Genomic DNA, 18,993 nt, shown 5'->3' on the forward strand with positions numbered 1-18,993 from the left:
GGCGGATCGGAGTGGTGACGTCACATCTGGGCCGAGCTGCCGCCGCGAGACACACGACGACAGCGCAATGGCGCTTGAGCAACCGAATCAGTATAGACAGAACCGGGCCCGGTCCGCCAATCGGCGAGCCGGGCCCGGCAGTCCCCGGGGCTCAGCGGCCCCACTCGGTGGGCGGGCCGGCGTTGAGCAGCAGCGTGAAGACGACGGCGACCACGGCGACCGCCACAAGCGCGCTGACCACTGGATGACGCAGCACCACGACGAGGAGCCGTTCGAGGGGCCTCCGCTCCCCCGGCGCACGGTCCACGACCTGCCACCGCGGGGCCGGCTCGCCGCGCCGCCGCTGGGCCCGCTCGAACGGGACCGTCATGAACGGGACGATCGTCGAGCCGAGGCCGAGGAGCCCGCGGGTCACCGGCCATCGCCCGTCGATCCACACGGCGACCGTCACCACGAGGTAGCAGAGGAACACGAAGCCGTGGACGCCGCCGGCGACCGGCACCACCCGCTCCGTGACTCCGCCGTACTTGAGGCACATGGCGATCAGCAGGCCGGCCCAGGTGAACATCTCGGCCATCGCCGTGATGGCGAACAGGCGGCGCGGGCTGGGCAGGCTCACCGCTCCAGCTCCCCGCCGCGATTCGCGCGCCGGATGCGTCGGGCACGGTCGATCTCGGGACGGAAGGTCCGCAGCGCCCAGCGCACGGCCACGGCGGCCACGGCGAGCACCACGATGAGGATGAGCAGTTCAGGCATGTCCTCAGCCTAGCGGCCGCCGCCGCGCCGTCGTCAGACACGGCGACGCCCCCGCCTCCGGCAGACCCGGAGACGGGGGCGTCGCGCGTCAGCGGCTCAACGGAGCCACGAGACGGGATGCGTCAGATCACTTGGTGATCTTGGTGACGCGGCCGGAGCCCACGGTGCGGCCACCCTCGCGGATGGCGAAGCCGAGGCCCTCCTCCATGGCGATCGGCTGGATGAGCTCGACCGACATCTCGGTGGTGTCGCCGGGCATGACCATCTCGGTGCCCTCGGGCAGCGTGATGACGCCGGTGACGTCGGTGGTGCGGAAGTAGAACTGCGGGCGGTAGTTCGAGTAGAACGGGTTGTGACGCCCACCCTCGTCCTTGGACAGGATGTAGACGTTCGCCTCGAAGTTGGTGTGCGGGGTGATGGAGCCCGGCTCCACCACGACCTGGCCGCGCTCGACGTCGTCGCGCTTCAGACCGCGCAGCAGCAGACCGCAGTTCTCGCCGGCCCAGGCCTCGTCGAGCTGCTTGTGGAACATCTCGATGCCGGTGACGGTGGTCTTCTGCACGGGGCGGATGCCGACGATCTCGACCTCGGAGTTGATCTTCAGGGTGCCGCGCTCGGCGCGACCGGTCACCACGGTGCCACGGCCGGTGATGGTGAAGACGTCCTCGATCGGCATCAGGAACGGCTTGTCCTTGTCACGCACCGGGTCCGGGATGTACTCGTCCACGGCATCCATGAGATCCTCGACGGACTTGACCCACTTGGGGTCGCCCTCGAGGGCCTTCAGACCGGAGGTGCGGATGACCGGGGCCTCGTCGCCGTCGAACTCCTGGGAGGACAGCAGCTCGCGGACCTCCATCTCGACGAGCTCGAGGAGCTCCTCGTCCTCGACCATGTCCGACTTGTTCAGGGCCACGAGCAGGGCCGGCACGCCGACCTGGCGGGCCAGGAGCACGTGCTCACGGGTCTGGGCCATCGGGCCGTCGGTGGCGGCGACCACGAGGATCGCACCGTCCATCTGAGCGGCGCCGGTGATCATGTTCTTGATGTAGTCGGCGTGACCGGGGGCGTCCACGTGGGCGTAGTGACGCTTCTCGGTCTGGTACTCCACGTGGGAGATGTTGATGGTGATACCGCGCTGACGCTCCTCGGGGGCGGAGTCGATCGTCGCGAAGTCACGGGCCTCATTCAGGTCCGGGTACTTGTCGTACAGGACCTTCGAGATGGCGGCGGTCAGCGTGGTCTTGCCGTGGTCAACGTGGCCGATGGTGCCGATGTTGACGTGCGGCTTCGTCCGCTCGAACTTTGCCTTTGCCACTAGTTCCTCCTAAGAACTGGTTCATCGTCAAGAAGACTGCTCAGCCGCCTGGGACGTGCTGACAACTTGACCGAGTCTACTCGGATGGTACGGGGTTGGGGAAATCCCGGCCTCACGAGGGCCAGTCCGGTTCCAGGCCGTCGGGACCGCCGAGAGCGGACCGGACCTGACCCGTCCTGATCGCGGACCGCCGCGCCGGGGAGGGCGGTCCGGTCGCCCCGGGTCGGCCGCGGCTGCGGCGGCCGACCCGGGGCAGGTCGTTCAGAGCAGGTGACCTGCGGTCACTCGCCCTGGGACTTCTGGACGATCTCGTCCGCCACGGCCTTGGGGACCTCGGCGTAGGAGTGGAAGGTCATCGAGTACACCGCGCGACCCTGCGTCTTGGAGCGCAGGTCGCCGATGTAGCCGAACATCTCCGACAGCGGCACGAGGGCGTTGACCACCTTCACGCCGGTGGCGTCCTCCATGGACTGGATCTGGCCGCGGCGGGAGTTCAGGTCGCCGATGACGTCGCCCATGAACTCCTCGGGGGTGCGGACCTCCACGGCCATCAGCGGCTCGAGGATGATCGGGGTGGCCTTGCGGACACCCTCCTTGAAGGCCTGGGAGCCGGCGATCTTGAACGCCATCTCCGAGGAGTCGACGTCGTGGTACGCACCGTCGAGCAGGGTGGCCTTCACGCCGACCATCGGGTAGCCGGCCAGCACGCCGAACTTCATGGCGTCCTGGATGCCCGCGTCCACCGAGGGGATGTACTCGCGGGGCACGCGACCGCCGGTGACGGCGTTCTCGAACTCGTAGACCTCGCCCTCGGCGGTGTCCAGGGGCTCGAAGGACAGCTGCACCTTGGCGAACTGGCCGGAGCCGCCGGTCTGCTTCTTGTGCGTGTAGTCGACCTTGTCGACCTTGCGCTTGATGGTCTCGCGGTACGCGACCTGGGGCTTGCCCACGTTGGCCTCGACCTTGAACTCGCGCTTCATGCGGTCCACGAACACGTCCAGGTGGAGCTCGCCCATGCCGCCGATCTCGGTCTGACCGGTCTCCTCGTTGAGGTTCACGCGGAACGTGGGGTCCTCGGCGACGAGCTTCTGGATGGCGGTGGAGAGCTTCTCCTGGTCACCCTTGGTCTTCGGCTCGATGGCCACGGAGATCACGGGCTCCGGGAAGGTAATCGACTCGAGGATGATCGGGTTCGCGGGATCGCACAGGGTGTCGCCCGTGGTGGTGTCCTTGAGGCCGATCACGGCGTAGATGTGGCCGGCGACCACCTCGTCCACCGGGTTCTCCTTGTTGGCGTGCATCTGGAACAGCTTGCCGATGCGCTCCTTCTTGCCCTTGGTGGCGTTGAGGACCTGCGCACCGGACTCCAGGCGGCCGGAGTACACGCGGATGAAGGTCAGCGTGCCGAAGAAGGGGTGCGTGGCGATCTTGAAGGCGAGCGCCGAGAACGGGGCATCCTTCGACGGCTCGCGCTCCAGCACCACCTCCTCGTCGTTCACGGCGTGGCCCTTGACGGGGCCGGCGTCCAGCGGGTTCGGCAGGTAGGCGACCACGGCGTCCAGCATCGGCTGCACGCCACGGTTCTTGAACGCGGAGCCGCAGAACACCGGGTAGGCCTCGGCGTTCACGGTCAGCTGACGCACGCCGGCCTGGATCTCCTCGACGGTGAGCTCCTCGCCCTCGAGGTACTTCTCCATGAGCTCCTCGGAGGTCTCGGCGACGGCCTCGACGAGCTCGTTGCGGTACTCCTCGGCCTTCTCCTGGAGCTCGGCGGGGATCTCGCGGGTCTCGTAGGAGGCGCCCATGGTGACGTCGCCCTTGGCGTCGCCCGGCCACACGAAGGCCTTCATGGAGATCAGGTCGACGACGCCCACGAAGTCGTTCTCGGCGCCGATCGGCAGCTGCATCACGAGCGGACGCGCGCCGAGGCGCTTCACGATCGTGTCGACGGTGAAGTAGAAGTCCGCGCCCAGCTTGTCCATCTTGTTGACGAAGCAGATGCGGGGGACGTCGTACTTGTCCGCCTGACGCCACACGGTCTCCGACTGGGGCTCCACGCCCTCCTTGCCGTCGAACACGGCGACGGCGCCGTCGAGCACGCGCAGCGAGCGCTCCACCTCGACCGTGAAGTCCACGTGGCCGGGGGTGTCGATGATGTTGATCTGGTGGTCGTTCCAGAAGCAGGTCACCGCGGCGGAGGTGATGGTGATGCCGCGCTCCTTCTCCTGCTCCATCCAGTCCGTCGTCGCGCCGCCGTCGTGGGTCTCGCCCAGCTTGTGGTTGACACCCGTGTAGAACAGGATGCGCTCGGTGGTGGTGGTCTTGCCGGCATCGATGTGGGCCATGATGCCGATGTTGCGGACCTTGTGCAGGTCAGTCAGCACGTCCTGTGCCACGGTGTCTCCCTTGGTCGGGTGGAATGGGGGGCTCGTGAGGTGGATGCGGTGGGTGGCCCGTCCGAGAGGACGCACCGGCGGCCCGAGGCGCGGATCGCGCGCCCCGGGCCACACGGATCACCAGCGGTAGTGGGCGAAGGCCTTGTTGGCCTCGGCCATCTTGTGGGTGTCCTCGCGACGCTTCACGGCACCGCCCAGGCCGTTCGAGGCGTCCAGGATCTCGTTCATCAGGCGCTCGGTCATGGTCTTCTCACGGCGGGCCTTGGAGAAGCCGACCAGCCAGCGCAGGGCCAGGGCCGTGGAGCGGCCCGGCTTGACCTCGACGGGCACCTGGTAGGTGGCGCCGCCGACGCGGCGGGAGCGCACCTCGAGGGCCGGCTTGATGTTGTCCATGGCCTTCTTGAGGGTGGCCACGGGATCGGCGCCGTTCTTGGCACGGGCGCCCTCGAGCGCGCCGTACACGATGCGCTCGGCGGTGGACTTCTTGCCGTCGACGAGCACCTTGTTGATCAGCTGCGTGACCAGCGGGGAGCCGTAGACGGGATCGACGACGAGGGGGCGCTTCGGCGCAGGACCCTTACGAGGCATTACTTCTTCTCCTTCTTGGCGCCGTAGCGGGAGCGGGCCTGGCCGCGGTTCTTCACGCCCTGGGTGTCGAGGGCGCCGCGCACGATCTTGTAGCGCACGCCGGGCAGGTCCTTCACACGACCGCCGCGGACGAGCACGATCGAGTGCTCCTGCAGGTTGTGGCCCTCGCCGGGGATGTAGGCGGTGACCTCGATGCCGCCGTTCAGGCGCACACGGGCGACCTTGCGCAGCGCCGAGTTCGGCTTCTTGGGCGTGGTGGTGTACACACGGGTGCACACGCCACGACGCATGGGGTTCCCCTGCAGGGCAGGGGCCTTCGTATTGACGACCTTGGGTGAGCGGCCCTTGCGGACCAGCTGCTGAATCGTAGGCACTCTTCAGCCTTCCTGTGTTCGGTGATCGCTGACGTGATCGACCGGCGCCCGGGGCGCCGGCTGCTCGTTCCTCTGCTCTGCCTCTCCCTGTGGGGGCTCGCAACGAGCAGACGTCCGCAGGCGTGCAAAAGTGTGGCATCTGCCGCGCAATGACCCCGCGACCCGGACAGCGTCCAATTTGCCACACGAAAAACAATCCTTGACAGCATAGCACGCTCCGGCGTCGTCGACGAGCCGGCCCTGCACGGACAAGGGCCCGCCCCTCCCCCGCGTGAGCGGCGGAGCGGCGGGCCCCTGAGGGACGCAGGTCAGGCGCGGAAGTCGCCCCCGCGGCCGTAGTCGTCGAGCGAGACGGCGTGGAAGTCGTTCTCGCCGAGCGACTGGTCCAGGCCCGGGTAGTCGAAGTCCGCGAAGCCGGCCGGCGAGGCGAACAGGTTGGCCTTCGCCTCCTCCGTCGGCTCCACGACGGTCTTCGTGTAGCGGTCCAGGCCCGTGCCGGCCGGGATCAGCTTGCCGATGATCACGTTCTCCTTCAGGCCCAGCAGCGGGTCGGACTTGCCCTCCATGGCCGCCTGCGTCAGGACGCGGGTCGTCTCCTGGAAGGACGCGGCCGACAGCCACGAGTCCGTGGCCAGCGAGGCCTTCGTGATGCCCATCAGCTCGTCGCGGCCGGAGGCCGGCTGGCGGCCCTCAGCGACGGCGGCGCGGTTGGCGGCCACGAAGCGCGCCCGGTCCGTGAGCTCGCCCGGCAGCAGGTCGGTGTCACCGGACTCGATGACGGTGATGCGACGCAGCATCTGCCGGACGATGACCTCCACGTGCTTGTCGTGGATGCCCACGCCCTGGGACTGGTACACGTTCTGCACCTCGTCCACGAGGAACCGCTGCGCGGCCCGCGGGCCGAGCACGCGCAGGACCTGCTTCGGGTCCACGGCGCCGGCCACGAGCTGCGTGCCCACCGGCACGTGCTCGCCGTCGGCCACGAGGATGCGCGCACGGCGCAGCACCGGGTAGGCGATCTCCTCGGAGCCGTCGTACGGCGTGAGCAGCAGGCGCACGGACGCCTCGGTGTCCTCGATGGTCACGCGGCCGGCGACCTCGGAGATCGGGGCCACGCCCTTCGGGGTGCGGGCCTCGAAGAGCTCCTGGATGCGGGGCAGACCCTGCGTGATGTCGTCCGCCGAGGCCACACCGCCGGTGTGGAACGTGCGCATGGTGAGCTGGGTGCCCGGCTCACCGATCGACTGGGCCGCGATGATGCCGACGGCCTCGCCGATGTCCACCAGCTGGCCGGTGGCCATGGAGCGGCCGTAGCACTTCGCGCAGGTGCCCACGGCGGACTCGCAGGTCAGGACCGAGCGGACCTTGATCTCCGTGACGCCGGCGGCCACCAGCTCGCCGATCAGCACGTCGCCCACGTCCGCACCGGCCGAGGCCAGCACCGTGCCGTCCTCGCCCGTGACGTCCTGGGCCAGCGTGCGGGCGAAGGCCGAGTTCTCGACCTGCTCGTGGGCCACCAGCTCGCCGTCGGCGTTCGGGGCGGCGATCGTGACGGACAGGCCGCGCTCGGTGCCGCAGTCGTCCTCGCGGACGATGACGTCCTGGGACACATCGACGAGACGACGGGTCAGGTAGCCCGAGTTCGCGGTCTTCAGCGCGGTGTCCGCGAGGCCCTTGCGGGCGCCGTGGGTGGCGGAGAAGTACTCGAGCACGGACAGGCCCTCGCGGTACGAGGACTTGATCGGACGCGGGATGATCTCACCCTTCGGGTTGGCCACGAGGCCGCGGATGCCCGCGATCTGGCGCACCTGGAGCCAGTTGCCTCGCGCACCGGAGGACACCATGCGGTTGATGGTGTTGAGCTCCGGCAGGCCGTCCTTCATGGCCGCGGCGACCTCGTCGGTGGCCTTGTTCCAGATGTCGATCAGCTCGGAGCGACGCTCGTCGTCCGCGATCAGGCCCTTGTCGTACTGCTGCTGCACGCGCTGGGCCTGCTCCTCGTAGCCCTCCATGATGGCGGCCTTGTCGAAGTCGGAGGTGATGTCCGAGATCGCCACGGTCACACCCGACCAGGTGCCCCAGTGGAAGCCGGCGTCCTTGAGGTTGTCCAGCGTCTGCGCGGTGACGACCATCGGGTAGCGCTCGGCCAGGTCGTTGACCAGCTGACCGAGGGTGCCCTTGGTCGCCTGCTTGTCCAGCCACGGGTAGTCGTCCGGCAGCAGCTCGTTGAACAGCACCTTGCCCAGGGTGGTCTCGATGAGGGCGATCTCGCCCTCGGACCAGCCCTCGGGGGCCGGCACGTCCGCCGACGGCACGAAGCCCTCGACGCCGATCCGTGCGGGCGCGTTCAGGTGCAGGTCGCCGCCGTCGAACGCCATGATGGCCTCGCCGACGGTCGCGTACAGGTTGCCCGCGCCGACCTCGTCCGGACGCACCGTGGTGAGGTGGTTCAGTCCGATGATCATGTCCTGGGCCGGCACGGCGACCGCGCGGCCGTCCGAGGGCTTCAGGATGTTGTGGCTCGAGAGCATGAGCAGGCGCGCCTCGGCCTGGGCCTCCGGCGACAGGGGCAGGTGGACCGCCATCTGGTCGCCGTCGAAGTCCGCGTTGAACGCGGAGCAGACCAGCGGGTGCAGCTGCAGGGCCTTGCCTTCCACGAGCTGCGGCTCGAAGGCCTGGATGCCCAGACGGTGCAGGGTGGGGGCGCGGTTCAGCAGGACCGGGTGCTCGGTGATGACCTCCTCGAGCACGTCCCAGACCTGCGGACGGAAGCGCTCCACCATGCGCTTGGCGGACTTGATGTTCTGCGCGTGGTTCAGGTCCACGAGACGCTTCATCACGAACGGCTTGAACAGCTCCAGCGCCATCTGCTTCGGCAGGCCGCACTGGTGCAGCTTGAGCTGGGGACCCACCACGATGACCGAGCGGCCCGAGTAGTCCACGCGCTTGCCGAGCAGGTTCTGACGGAACCGGCCCTGCTTGCCCTTGAGCATGTCGGAGAGTGACTTGAGCGGGCGGTTGCCCGGGCCGGTCACCGGCCGGCCGCGGCGGCCGTTGTCGAACAGCGAGTCCACGGCCTCCTGCAGCATGCGCTTCTCGTTGTTGACGATGATCTCGGGCGCGCCGAGGTCGAGCAGCCGCTTCAGGCGGTTGTTGCGGTTGATCACGCGACGGTACAGGTCGTTGAGGTCGGAGGTCGCGAAGCGGCCGCCGTCCAGCTGCACCATCGGACGCAGCTCCGGCGGGATCACCGGGACGGCGTCCAGGACCATGCCCTCGGGCGAGTTGTCCGTGGTCAGGAACGCGTTGACGACCTTCAGGCGCTTCAGGGCACGGGTCTTGCGCTGGCCCTTGCCCGTCTTGATGGTCTCACGCAGCATCTCGGACTCGGCCTCGAGGTCGAAGGTCTGCAGGCGACGCTGGATCGCCTCCGCGCCCATCGAGCCCTCGAAGTACTGGCCGTACTTGTCCCGCATGGCGCGGTACAGACCCTCGTCGCCCTCGAGGTCGGCGACCTTGAGGTTCTTGAAGCGGTCCCAGACCTGCTCCTTGCGGTCCAGCTCCGCGTCCGCGCGCTTGCGGATCTGCGCCATGGTCTTGTCCGCGGCGTCGCGGGCCTTCTTCTTCTCGGCGGTCTTGGCGCCCTCGGACTCCAGCTTGGCCAGGTCCTTCTCGAGGTCGGCGGCCACCGCGGCGATGTCGGAGTCACGCTGGTCGGCCAGGACACGGGTCTCCTGGTCGTACTCGGCCTGGAGGTTGGCCAGGTCACGGTGCCGGGCCTCCTCGTCCACCGAGGTGATCATGTACGCCGCGAAGTAGATGACCTTCTCGAGGTCCTTCGGCGCCAGGTCCAGCAGGTAGCCCAGGCGCGAGGGCACGCCCTTGAAGTACCAGATGTGGGTGACCGGCGCAGCCAGCTCGATGTGGCCCATGCGGTCGCGGCGCACCTTCGAGCGGGTCACCTCGACGCCGCAGCGCTCGCAGATGATGCCCTTGAAGCGCACGCGCTTGTACTTGCCGCACGCGCACTCCCAGTCACGGGTGGGGCCGAAGATCTTCTCGCAGAAGAGTCCGTCCTTCTCCGGCTTCAGGGTGCGGTAGTTGATGGTCTCCGGCTTCTTGACCTCGCCGTAGGACCAGCGGCGGATGTCCTCCGCCGTGGCCAGGCCGATGCGCATCAGGCCGAAAGAGTTGTCAGTGGACATGCTGTTCACGCTCATGCTCCGGTGAACTCCCTTGGTTCAGTGGTTCTCAGGTGACGTCTTGTGGATGCGGGATCGGGCCCGGCTCAGACTTCCTCCACCGAGCTCGGCTCGGCGTGGGAGAGGTCGATGCCCAGCTCCTCGGCGGCGCGGTAGACCTCGTCCTCCGCGTCGCGCATCTCGATGGCCTGGCCGTCGGCGGAGAGGACCTCCACGTTCAGGCAGAGGGACTGCATCTCCTTGATGAGCACCTTGAAGGACTCGGGAACACCCGGCTCCGGGATGTTCTCGCCCTTGACGATGGCCTCGTAGACCTTCACGCGGCCGTGGATGTCGTCCGACTTGATGGTCAGCAGCTCCTGGAGGGTGAACGCCGCGCCGTACGCCTCGAGCGCCCACACCTCCATCTCGCCGAAGCGCTGGCCGCCGAACTGGGCCTTACCGCCCAGCGGCTGCTGCGTGATCATCGAGTACGGGCCCGTGGAACGGGCGTGGATCTTGTCGTCCACCAGGTGGTGCAGCTTGAGCATGTACATGTAGCCCACGGACACCGGGTCCGGGAACGGCTCGCCGGTGCGGCCGTCGAACAGCTGCGCCTTGCCGCTGTCGCTCATGAGACGGTCGCCGTCGCGGGTCACGTTCACGTGGCCGAGCAGGCCCGTGATCTCGTACGCCTCGGCGCCGTCGAACACCGGGGTGGCCACGTTGACCGGACCGGACTGCCGCGGGAAGTTCGGCAGGTCCTTGATCCACTCCGGCTCGCCCTGGATGTCCCAGCCGCGCGAGGCGGCCCAGCCCAGGTGCAGCTCCATGACCTGGCCGAGGTTCATGCGGCCGGGGACGCCGAGCGGGTTCAGCACGATGTCCACCGGGGTGCCGTCCGCCAGGAACGGCATGTCCTCGAGCGGCAGGATCTTCGAGATGACGCCCTTGTTGCCGTGGCGGCCGGCCATCTTGTCGCCGTCGGTGATCTTGCGCTTCTGCGCCACGTAGACGCGCACCAGCTGGTTCACGCCCGGGGGCAGGTCGTCGTCCTCGTCGCGGTCGAAGATGCGCACGCCGATGACGGTGCCGGACTCGCCGTGCGGCACCTTCAGGGACGTGTCGCGGACCTCGCGGGACTTCTCGCCGAAGATCGCGCGCAGCAGGCGCTCCTCCGGGGTCAGCTCGGTCTCGCCCTTCGGGGTCACGCGGCCGACCAGGATGTCACCGGCCTCCACCTCCGCGCCGATGTGGATGATGCCGCGCTCGTCGAGCTGCGACAGCACCTCCTCGGACACGTTGGGGATGTCGCGCGTGATCTCCTCGGCGCCCAGCTTGGTGTCGCGGGCGTCGACCTCGTGCTCCTCGATGTGGATCGAGGTGAGGACGTCCTCCGAGACCATGCGCTGGGACAGGATGATCGCGTCCTCGTAGTTCAGGCCCTCCCAGGGCATGAACGCGACGAGGAGGTTCTTGCCGAGCGCGAGCTCGCCGTTGTCCGTGGCGGGACCGTCGGCGATGATGCTCAGCGGCTCCACCCGCTCGCCCTCGGACACGCGCACCCGCTGGTTGTAGGCGTTGCCCTGGTTCGAGCGGGCGAACTTCATGATCGGGTAGTGCGTGGTGGTGCCGTCGTCGTTCATGACGGTCACCAGGTCCGCGGCCACCTCGGTCACGACGCCGCCCTGGGTGGCCGTCACGGAGTCGCCCGCGTCCACGGCCACGTACTTCTCCATGCCGGTGCCCACGTAGGGGGCCTCGGAGCGGAGCAGCGGCACGGCCTGACGCTGCATGTTCGCGCCCATGAGCGCGCGGTTGGCGTCGTCGTGCTCGAGGAACGGGATGAGGGCGGTGGCCGCCGACACCATCTGGCGCGGGGACACGTCCATGTAGTCGATCTCGTCCACGGTCGAGAGCACGGGCTCGCCGTCGCCGCCGCGCTGGCGGCAGAGCACGAGCTCCTCCTCGAACCGGCCGTCCTCGTCCACCGGGGCGTTCGCCTGGGCGATCTGGAAGGCCAGCTCGTCGTCGGCGGTCAGGTAGTCCACGGTGTCCGTGACCCGGCCGTCGACCACGCGGCGATACGGGGTCTCGATGAAGCCGAAGGAGTTGATCCGGCCGAAGGTCGCCAGCGAACCGATGAGGCCGATGTTCGGGCCTTCCGGGGTCTCGATGGGGCACATGCGGCCGTAGTGCGACGGGTGGACGTCACGGACCTCCATGCCGGCACGGTCGCGGGACAGTCCACCCGGGCCGAGCGCGGACAGGCGGCGCTTGTGCGTCAGGCCGGCCAGCGGGTTGTTCTGGTCCATGAACTGGGACAGCTGCGAGGTGCCGAAGAACTCCTTGATCGCCGCCACCACGGGGCGGATGTTGATCAGGGTCTGCGGGGTGATCGCCTCGACGTCCTGGGTGGTCATGCGCTCACGCACGACGCGCTCCATGCGGGACAGGCCGGTGCGGATCTGGTTCTCGATCAGCTCGCCCACCGCGCGGATGCGACGGTTGCCGAAGTGGTCGATGTCGTCGATCTCCACGCGCACGTCCACCGGCTCGCCGTCGCGCGTGCCCTTGATGGCGGTCTCGCCGGCGTGCAGCGCGGCGATGAAGTGCACCATCTGGACGATGTCGTCCTCGGTGAGCACGGACGCGTTGGGGTCGCCGAGGTGCACGTCCACGCCGAGCTTGCGGTTGAGCTTGTAGCGGCCCACCTTGGCGAGGTCGTAGCGCTTCGGGGTGAAGTACAGGTTGTTCAGCAGCGCCTGCGCGGCGTCGACGGCGGCCGGCTCGCCCGGGCGCAGCTTGCGGTAGATGTCGAGCAGGGCCTCGTCCTGGTCCGCGGTGCCGTCCTTCTCGAGGGTGGCGCGAATGGAGTCGTAGTGCCCGAACTCCTCCAGGATGCGGGACTCGGTCCAGCCCATGGCCTTGAGCAGCACCGTCACGGGCTGCTTGCGCTTGCGGTCGAGGCGGACGCCGACCTGGTCGCGCTTGTCCACCTCGAGCTCGAACCAGGCGCCGCGCGAGGGGATGATCTTCGCCGAGAAGATCTCCTTGTCGGAGGTCTTGTCCGGAGTGCGCTCGAAGTAGGCGCCCGGGGAGCGGACCAGCTGGGAGACGACGACGCGCTCGGTGCCGTTGATGATGAACGTGCCGTTGCGGGTCATCAGCGGGAAGTCGCCCATGAAGACGGTCTGCTGCTTGATCTCGCCGGTCGTGTTGTTCATGAACTCGGCCTTGACGTACAGCGGGGCGGAGAAGGTCGCGTCGCGATCCTTGCACTCCTCCTCCGTCATCTTCGCGTCGGCGAACTCCGGCTCGGCGAAGGACAGGGACATGGTGCCCTGGAAGTCCTCGATCGGGGAGATCTCCTCGAAGATGTCCGTCAGTCCCGAGGTGACGGGCACGGAGTGGTCGTCGGCGGCCAGGGCGGCGTCGACGCGCGTGGCCCACCGCTCATTGCCGATCAGGCGGTCGAACGACTCGGTCTGCAGCGCCAGCAGGTCCGGCACGTCCAGCGGCTCGGAGATCTTGGCGAAGGAGACGCGTCCGGCGGAGGCGCCGGATCGCGGGGAGACGGTAGCGGTTTCGTTGGAGGTGCTCGAGGCGACCACGTAGGATCCTTCCACAGGCCTTCTGGGTTCCGTTCGCTCCCCTGCCGCGAGACGGCGGCGCCGGCCCACCGCTATATGAAGGCCGTGCGGAACCGTGCGAGCCACGGCGGGACGCGGGGTCCTGTGGGCAGCACGGAACAGGGGAGATGCAAAGATCCATCCTATCCCCGCCCGTCGCCCCTGTCCAGTCGCGGATGCGTGACCTGGAACGCCACGAGGCCCCCGGTCCGCAGTGCGGGTCCGGGGGCCTCGTGAGGAAGCGTGATGCGGCTCAGGCCGCGATCATCACTTGAGGGTGACGGTGGCGCCGGCGCCCTCGAGCTGCTCCTTGGCCTTCTCGGCGGCCTCCTTGTTGACGCCCTCGAGGACGGGCTTGGGGGCGCCGTCCACCAGGTCCTTGGCCTCCTTCAGGCCGAGGGAGGTGAGGGCGCGCACCTCCTTGATGACGCCGATCTTCTTGTCGCCGGCGGCCTCGAGGATGACGTCGAACTCGTCCTTCTCCTCGGCGGCGGCCTCGGCACCACCGGCGGCACCGCCGGCGGCGGCCACGGCCACGGGGGCGGCGGCGGTGACGTCGAACTTCTCCTCGAACGCCTTGATGAACTCGGACAGCTCGATGAGGGTCAGCTCCTCGAACGCGGCGAGCAGCTCTTCGGTGGTCAGCTTGGCCATGATGGCTCCTTTACGGGTACGTCTTGACTACGTTGTGAAGTGGTGGGCCGTGCAGCCCGGGGCGGGCTGCTCAGGCAGCCTCGCCCTGCGCGGCGCGCAGCGCCTCGACCGTGCGGACGGTCTTGGACAGCGGCGCCTGGAACAGGGCGGCAGCCTTGGACATGCTGCCCTTCATCGCGCCGGCGAACTTGGCCAGCAGCACCTCGCGGGACTCGAGGTCCGCGAGCTGCTTGATGCCGGCCTCGTCCAGGGGCTGGCCATCCATGTAGCCGCCCTTGAGCACGAGCTTCTCGTGATCCTTGGCAAAGTCACGCAGGGCCTTCGCGACGTTGACCGGGTCCCCGGTCACGAACGCGATCGCGGTGGGACCGGACAGGTGAGCCTCGAGGCCCTCCAGACCGGCGTCCTTGGCCGCGATCTCGGCCAGCGTGTTCTTCGCCACGGCGTAGGTCGCGTCCTGACGGATGGAGTCACGCAGCTGCTTGAGCTCCGCCACCGTCAGGCCACGGTATTCCGTCAGAACAGCGGCGCTGGACTCACGGAACAGGTCCGTGAGCTCAGCCACCGCCGACTCCTTCGCGGACGTCGCCATGGCACTCCTCTCGATGATGCGTGGGAACCGCCACCCCGAGACGAGAAAACGCCCCGTGCAGATGCACGGGGCGCGGCGGGAGCATCGACGCGGTCGGACCCGAAGGGTCGACGAGCGGATGCGAGCGTGGCTCACGTTCACCTGCGCGGGCCGTCTCCGTCAGGGAGATCCTTCGGTGGAGTCTGCCCGGAGGCAGGGCACCACGACCGGCGGTCTTCGGTACGCACCAGCGTACACGTCCGGGGCGGGCCCGCAAAATCGACCCGGGACGACGTCGGCCGGTCGTCCCCGCTGCGGGGACGACCGGCCGACGTCGTGGGCCCCGGTCGCCGGGGCCGCGTGGCTCAGAGCTCCGAGGAGTCCACCGAGGTCACGTTCGGGTCCATGGGCACGCCCGGGCCGAAGGTGGTGGCCACGGTGGCCTTGGAGATGTAGCGGCCCTTGGAGGAAGACGGCTTCAGACGCAGGACCTCCTCGAGGGCTGCGGCGTAGTTCTCCACCAGGGCCTTGGCCTCGAAGGAGGTCTTGCCGATGATGAAGTGCAGGTTGGAGTGCTTGTCGACGCGGAAGTCGATCTTGCCGCCCTTGATGTCGGCCACGGCCTTGGCCACGTCCGGGGTCACGGTGCCGGTCTTGGGGTTCGGCATCAGGTTGCGGGGGCCGAGCACCTTGCCCAGACGACCGACCTTGCCCATGAGCTCCGGGGAGGCCACGGCGGCGTCGAAGTCCACCCAGCCCTCGGAGATCCGGGCGATCAGGTCGTCGTCACCCACGACGTCCGCGCCGGCGGCGCGGGCGGCCTCGGCGCGGTCACCGGTGGCGAACACGACGACGCGGGCGGTCTTGCCGGTGCCGTGGGGCAGGCTCACGGAGCCGCGGACCATCTGGTCGGCCTTGCGGGGGTCGACCGAGAGGCGGAGGGCCACCTCCACGGTGGCGTCGATCTTGGAGGGGTTGGTCTCCTTGGCGAGGCGGATCGCCTCCACCGGCGAGTACAGATCCTCGCCGATCGCGGCCTTGGCCGCCTTGTATGCCTTGCTGCGCTGTGCCATCTGCGTTCTTCTCCTTGTGCAGTCGTGGTCTGCGGGCCGCGCTCGGCCCTGCCACTGGAAGGGGGTGGGGGTGGGCGTCAGCCCTCGACGGTGATGCCCATCGAGCGGGCGGTGCCCGCGATGATCTTGGCGGCGGCCTGCACGTCGTTGGCGTTCAGGTCCTCCATCTTGGTCTGGGCGATCTCCTCGCACTGGGCCTGGGTCAGCGTGCCGACCTTGGCCGTGTGCGGGGTGGCGGAGCCCTTGGCGACGCCGGCGGCCTTCTTGATGAGCTCGGCGGCCGGCGGAGTCTTGGTCACGAAGGTGAACGAGCGGTCCTCGTACACGGTGATCTCGACCGGGACCACGTTGCCGCGCTGCGACTCGGTGGCGGCGTTGTACGCCTTGCAGAACTCCATGATGTTCACGCCGTGCTGGCCCAGGGCGGGGCCAATGGGCGGGGCCGGGTTGGCGGCGCCGGCCTGGATCTGAAGCTTGATCAGACCGGTGACCTTCTTCTTGGGAGCCATGAGTGGATCCTTCTCTCACTGGGGGACCCTCGGCGCAGGAGCGCACCGGGGGCGGTGGCCGCCGTGGCGCGGCGGCCGGTGCCGCGTCCGGGCCGGCAGGCGGCCGGCCCGGTGCGGAAGCGTCGGGTGTCCTCAGATGGCCTTGGTCACCTGGTTGAAGGACAGCGTCACGGGGGTCTCGCGCTCGAAGATCGAGACGAGCACCACGAGCTGCTGGGCTTCCGGCTTGATCTCGGAGATCGTGGCCGGGAGGGTCTCGAACGGGCCGTCGTTGACGGTGACCGACTCGCCGACCTCGAAGTCCACGTGGATCGCAGGGGCGGCGGGCGCACCGGACTCGACCAAGGCGGGGACGGCCAGGCCGGCCTTCTCGGCGGCGCGGGCGGCCTCCTGGATCACGGACGGGGCGAGCATGTCGTACACCTCGTCCAGGCTGAGCGGCTGCGGGTGGTGGGCGTCGTTGCCCACGAAGCCCGTGACGCCCGGGGTGTGCCGCACGACGCCCCACGAGGCGTCGTCGAGGTCCATGCGGACGAGCACGTAGCCCGGGATGCGCACGCGCGAGACGATCTTGCGCGTGGTGTTCTTGATCTCCACGACCTCCTCCATGGGGACCTCGATCTCGTAGATCGAGTCCTCCATGTCCTGGGTCAGGATGCGGGCCTCGAGGTTCGTCTTCACGCGCTTCTCGTAGCCGGCGTAGGTGTGGACGACGTACCAGTCGCCGGGCTGGCGGCGCAGGCGGGTGCGCAGCTCCTCGGCGGGGTCCACGGCGGGCTCGTCGTCGGCCTGCTCCTCGACGGGGGTCGGCGCGTCCTCGCCCTCGGCGACGGCCAGGTCGGCCTCCTGCACGGTGGCCTCGGCGGTCTCGTCACCGCTGCCGGCGGCCTCGTCCAGGGCGTCCTCGACGGGCGTCCCGGCGTCCTGCGCGGTCTCGGCGGTCTCCTCGGCCACGGCGTCCTCCGACATCGGGACGGACTCCTCGGCGGGCTGACGATCCAGTTCCTGCTCGGACACGGTTCCTGCTTTCTGCTGACGGACGGCGGGCCCTGCCGTCGGGGAGGGCCCTCACGGGCGTGCGGGGGGACGCGTCCTGCGATGTCGGGACCGTCCGCGCCGGGCTCAGAGGCCGCCGGCGCCGAACAGGAGACCCGCCACGGTGCCGAACACCCAGTCCAGCCCCATGACCAGCAGGATCATGAACGCCACGAAGGCGAGCACCACTCCGGTCGTACGCAGCAGCTCCTCGCTCGTGGGGGTGACGACCTTGCGGAGCTCGTCCACCACCTGGCGCAGGAACAGCGCGATCCGCGCGAACAGCCCGCGACGCTGCCTGCTCGGCGTGGGGGTGGGTCCCCCGCCGTTCGCCGCCATCTCAGTCACGTGGCCTCACTCGTCGGATCGCCGAATCGCTTTCTACACGTCCGATGCCGAGCACGAGGCCCGGCATCGAGCAGGGCAGACAGGACTCGAACCTGCAACCTGCGGTTTTGGAGACCGCTGCGCTACCAATTGCGCCACTACCCTTCGGACCGACGGAGCCGGCCGAACCCTCGCGGGATCGACCGTGAACGCGGTACCGGAGACCCAGGATACGCCATCGGGCGGCGGGAGTCGAACGGGTCCCGGGCAGTCAGTACCCTGGCAGGACGGAGCCCCGCTCCGCCCCGCCCTCCCCGTCGAGCTCGAAGAAGGTCCCCATGGCCGCGCCCGCCCGCCGCGTCTCCGCCCGTCTGTCCGCCATCGCGCCCTCCGCCACCCTCGCCGTCGACGCCCGCGCCAAGGAGCTCAAGGCCGCCGGGCGCCCGGTGATCGGCTTCGGCGCCGGCGAGCCCGACTTCCCCACCCCGGACTACATCGTGGAGGCCGCCGTCGCCGCGGCCCGGGACCCGAAGAACCACCGCTACTCCCCCGCCTCCGGCCTGCCCGAGCTGCGCGAGGCGATCGCGGACAAGACGCTGCGCGACTCCGGCGTATCCCTCGAGGCCGCCCAGGTGCTGGTGACCAACGGCGGGAAGCAGGCCGTGTACAACGCCTTCGCCGCGCTGCTGGACCCGCAGGACGAGGTGCTCGTCCCCGCCCCCTACTGGACCACCTACCCCGAGGCGATCCGCCTGGCCGGCGGCGTGCCGGTGGAGGTGTTCGCCGGCCCCGAGCAGGGCTACAAGGTCACCGTGGACCAGCTCGACGAGTCCGTCACGGACCGCACCAAGGTGCTCCTGTTCGTCTCCCCCTCCAACCCCACCGGCGCCGTGTACTCCCCCGAGGAGACGGCGGCGATCGGCCAGTGGGCACGGGAGCGGGGGCTGTGGGTGGTCACCGACGAGATCTACGAGCACCTGACCTACGACGGCATGCCGTTCACCTCGATCGTCCGCGCCGTGCCCGAGCTGGCGGAGCAGTCCGTGATCCTCAACGGCGTCGCCAAGACCTACGCGATGACGGGCTGGCGCGTCGGCTGGATGGCCGGTCCGCTGGACGTGGTCAAGGCCGCCACGAACCTGCAGTCCCACGCCACCTCGAACGTGGCCAACGTGTCGCAGCGGGCCGCGCTGGCCGCCATCGCCGGCCCGTTGGACGCCGTGGCGGAGATGAAGACGGCGTTCGACCGCCGGCGCCGGGCCATGGTCGAAGCCATGGACGCCGTGCCGGGCTTCCACTGTCCCACCCCGCAGGGTGCGTTCTACGCGTACGTGGACGTGCGGGAGGCGCTCGCGAAGACCTACCGCGGCGGCGTCACCCCCGCGACGTCGGCCGAGCTGGCCGCCTTCATCCTCGACGAGGCGGAGGTCGCCGTGGTCCCGGGCGAGGCGTTCGGCCCGTCCGGCTATCTGCGACTGTCCTACGCGCTGGGCGATGCGGACCTCGCCGAGGGCGTCGAGCGCATCCGCGCCCTGCTCAGCGCCTGAGCCGCACACCCCACCCCTGAGCCCCGCGACGC

At 69.1% G+C, this 18,993-nt stretch carries 15 protein-coding genes and 1 tRNA gene; 1 reads left to right on the top strand and 15 read right to left on the bottom strand.

Annotated elements, in window-relative coordinates:
• Positions 1-151: 151 nt before the first annotated feature.
• The 15 genes from ACUJ8O_RS05785 to ACUJ8O_RS05855 all read right to left on the bottom strand — a co-directional run bounded on the left by ACUJ8O_RS05785 (position 152) and on the right by ACUJ8O_RS05855 (position 17,579).
• Complete coding sequence (locus tag ACUJ8O_RS05785; protein WP_095346332.1) at positions 152-619, bottom strand: DUF3817 domain-containing protein; 468 nt, start codon at positions 617-619, stop codon at positions 152-154.
• Positions 616-756 (bottom strand): hypothetical protein, encoded by a 141-nt coding sequence (locus ACUJ8O_RS05790; RefSeq protein WP_162838057.1) that lies wholly within the window; start codon positions 754-756, stop codon positions 616-618. The genes ACUJ8O_RS05785 and ACUJ8O_RS05790 overlap by 4 nt, the downstream gene beginning before the upstream one ends.
• A 127-nt stretch (positions 757-883) precedes the next feature.
• Positions 884-2,074, bottom strand: coding sequence for an elongation factor Tu (tuf, locus tag ACUJ8O_RS05795; protein ID WP_095346330.1), 1,191 nt, complete (start codon positions 2,072-2,074; stop codon positions 884-886).
• Between the two features lie 281 nt (positions 2,075-2,355).
• Positions 2,356-4,470 (bottom strand): elongation factor G, encoded by a 2,115-nt coding sequence (fusA, locus tag ACUJ8O_RS05800; protein WP_158183915.1) that lies wholly within the window; start codon positions 4,468-4,470, stop codon positions 2,356-2,358.
• 117 nt (positions 4,471-4,587) lie between these two features.
• Positions 4,588-5,058 (bottom strand): 30S ribosomal protein S7, encoded by a 471-nt coding sequence (gene rpsG / locus ACUJ8O_RS05805; RefSeq protein ID WP_010080379.1) that lies wholly within the window; start codon positions 5,056-5,058, stop codon positions 4,588-4,590.
• A complete protein-coding gene (rpsL, locus tag ACUJ8O_RS05810; RefSeq protein WP_002854787.1) occupies positions 5,058-5,432 on the bottom strand; it encodes a 30S ribosomal protein S12 in 375 nt (124 codons plus the stop codon). The genes rpsG and rpsL overlap by 1 nt, the downstream gene beginning before the upstream one ends.
• Before the next feature lie 308 nt (positions 5,433-5,740).
• Complete coding sequence (locus ACUJ8O_RS05815) at positions 5,741-9,637, bottom strand: DNA-directed RNA polymerase subunit beta' (protein ID WP_445373227.1); 3,897 nt, start codon at positions 9,635-9,637, stop codon at positions 5,741-5,743.
• A gap of 83 nt (positions 9,638-9,720) precedes the next feature.
• Complete coding sequence (gene rpoB, locus ACUJ8O_RS05820; protein WP_036337930.1) at positions 9,721-13,227, bottom strand: DNA-directed RNA polymerase subunit beta; 3,507 nt, start codon at positions 13,225-13,227, stop codon at positions 9,721-9,723.
• Positions 13,228-13,512: 285 nt separating this feature from the next.
• Positions 13,513-13,899: a 50S ribosomal protein L7/L12 gene (gene rplL, locus ACUJ8O_RS05825; RefSeq protein ID WP_002854784.1), complete on the bottom strand. Its 387-nt coding sequence runs from the start codon at positions 13,897-13,899 to the stop codon at positions 13,513-13,515.
• A gap of 70 nt (positions 13,900-13,969) precedes the next feature.
• Positions 13,970-14,491: a 50S ribosomal protein L10 gene (rplJ, locus tag ACUJ8O_RS05830; RefSeq protein ID WP_127434969.1), complete on the bottom strand. Its 522-nt coding sequence runs from the start codon at positions 14,489-14,491 to the stop codon at positions 13,970-13,972.
• A gap of 344 nt (positions 14,492-14,835) precedes the next feature.
• Positions 14,836-15,543 (bottom strand): 50S ribosomal protein L1, encoded by a 708-nt coding sequence (gene rplA / locus ACUJ8O_RS05835; RefSeq protein ID WP_036337924.1) that lies wholly within the window; start codon positions 15,541-15,543, stop codon positions 14,836-14,838.
• 77 nt (positions 15,544-15,620) lie between these two features.
• Positions 15,621-16,052, bottom strand: a complete 432-nt coding sequence (gene rplK / locus ACUJ8O_RS05840) for a 50S ribosomal protein L11 (protein WP_010080374.1) — start codon at positions 16,050-16,052, stop codon at positions 15,621-15,623.
• A 132-nt stretch (positions 16,053-16,184) separates the two neighbouring features.
• A complete protein-coding gene (nusG, locus tag ACUJ8O_RS05845; RefSeq protein WP_036337921.1) occupies positions 16,185-17,069 on the bottom strand; it encodes a transcription termination/antitermination protein NusG in 885 nt (294 codons plus the stop codon).
• Positions 17,070-17,174: 105 nt separating this feature from the next.
• Positions 17,175-17,426: a preprotein translocase subunit SecE gene (gene secE, locus ACUJ8O_RS05850; RefSeq protein ID WP_002854774.1), complete on the bottom strand. Its 252-nt coding sequence runs from the start codon at positions 17,424-17,426 to the stop codon at positions 17,175-17,177.
• A gap of 80 nt (positions 17,427-17,506) precedes the next feature.
• Positions 17,507-17,579, bottom strand: a tRNA-Trp gene (locus tag ACUJ8O_RS05855).
• 173 nt (positions 17,580-17,752) lie between these two features.
• Here ACUJ8O_RS05855 and ACUJ8O_RS05860 point away from each other — a divergent pair.
• Positions 17,753-18,961 (top strand): pyridoxal phosphate-dependent aminotransferase, encoded by a 1,209-nt coding sequence (locus ACUJ8O_RS05860; RefSeq protein WP_078025933.1) that lies wholly within the window; start codon positions 17,753-17,755, stop codon positions 18,959-18,961.
• Positions 18,962-18,993 lie beyond the last annotated feature (32 nt).

Source organism: Micrococcus sp. EWR3.9.1 (assembly GCF_052615555.1).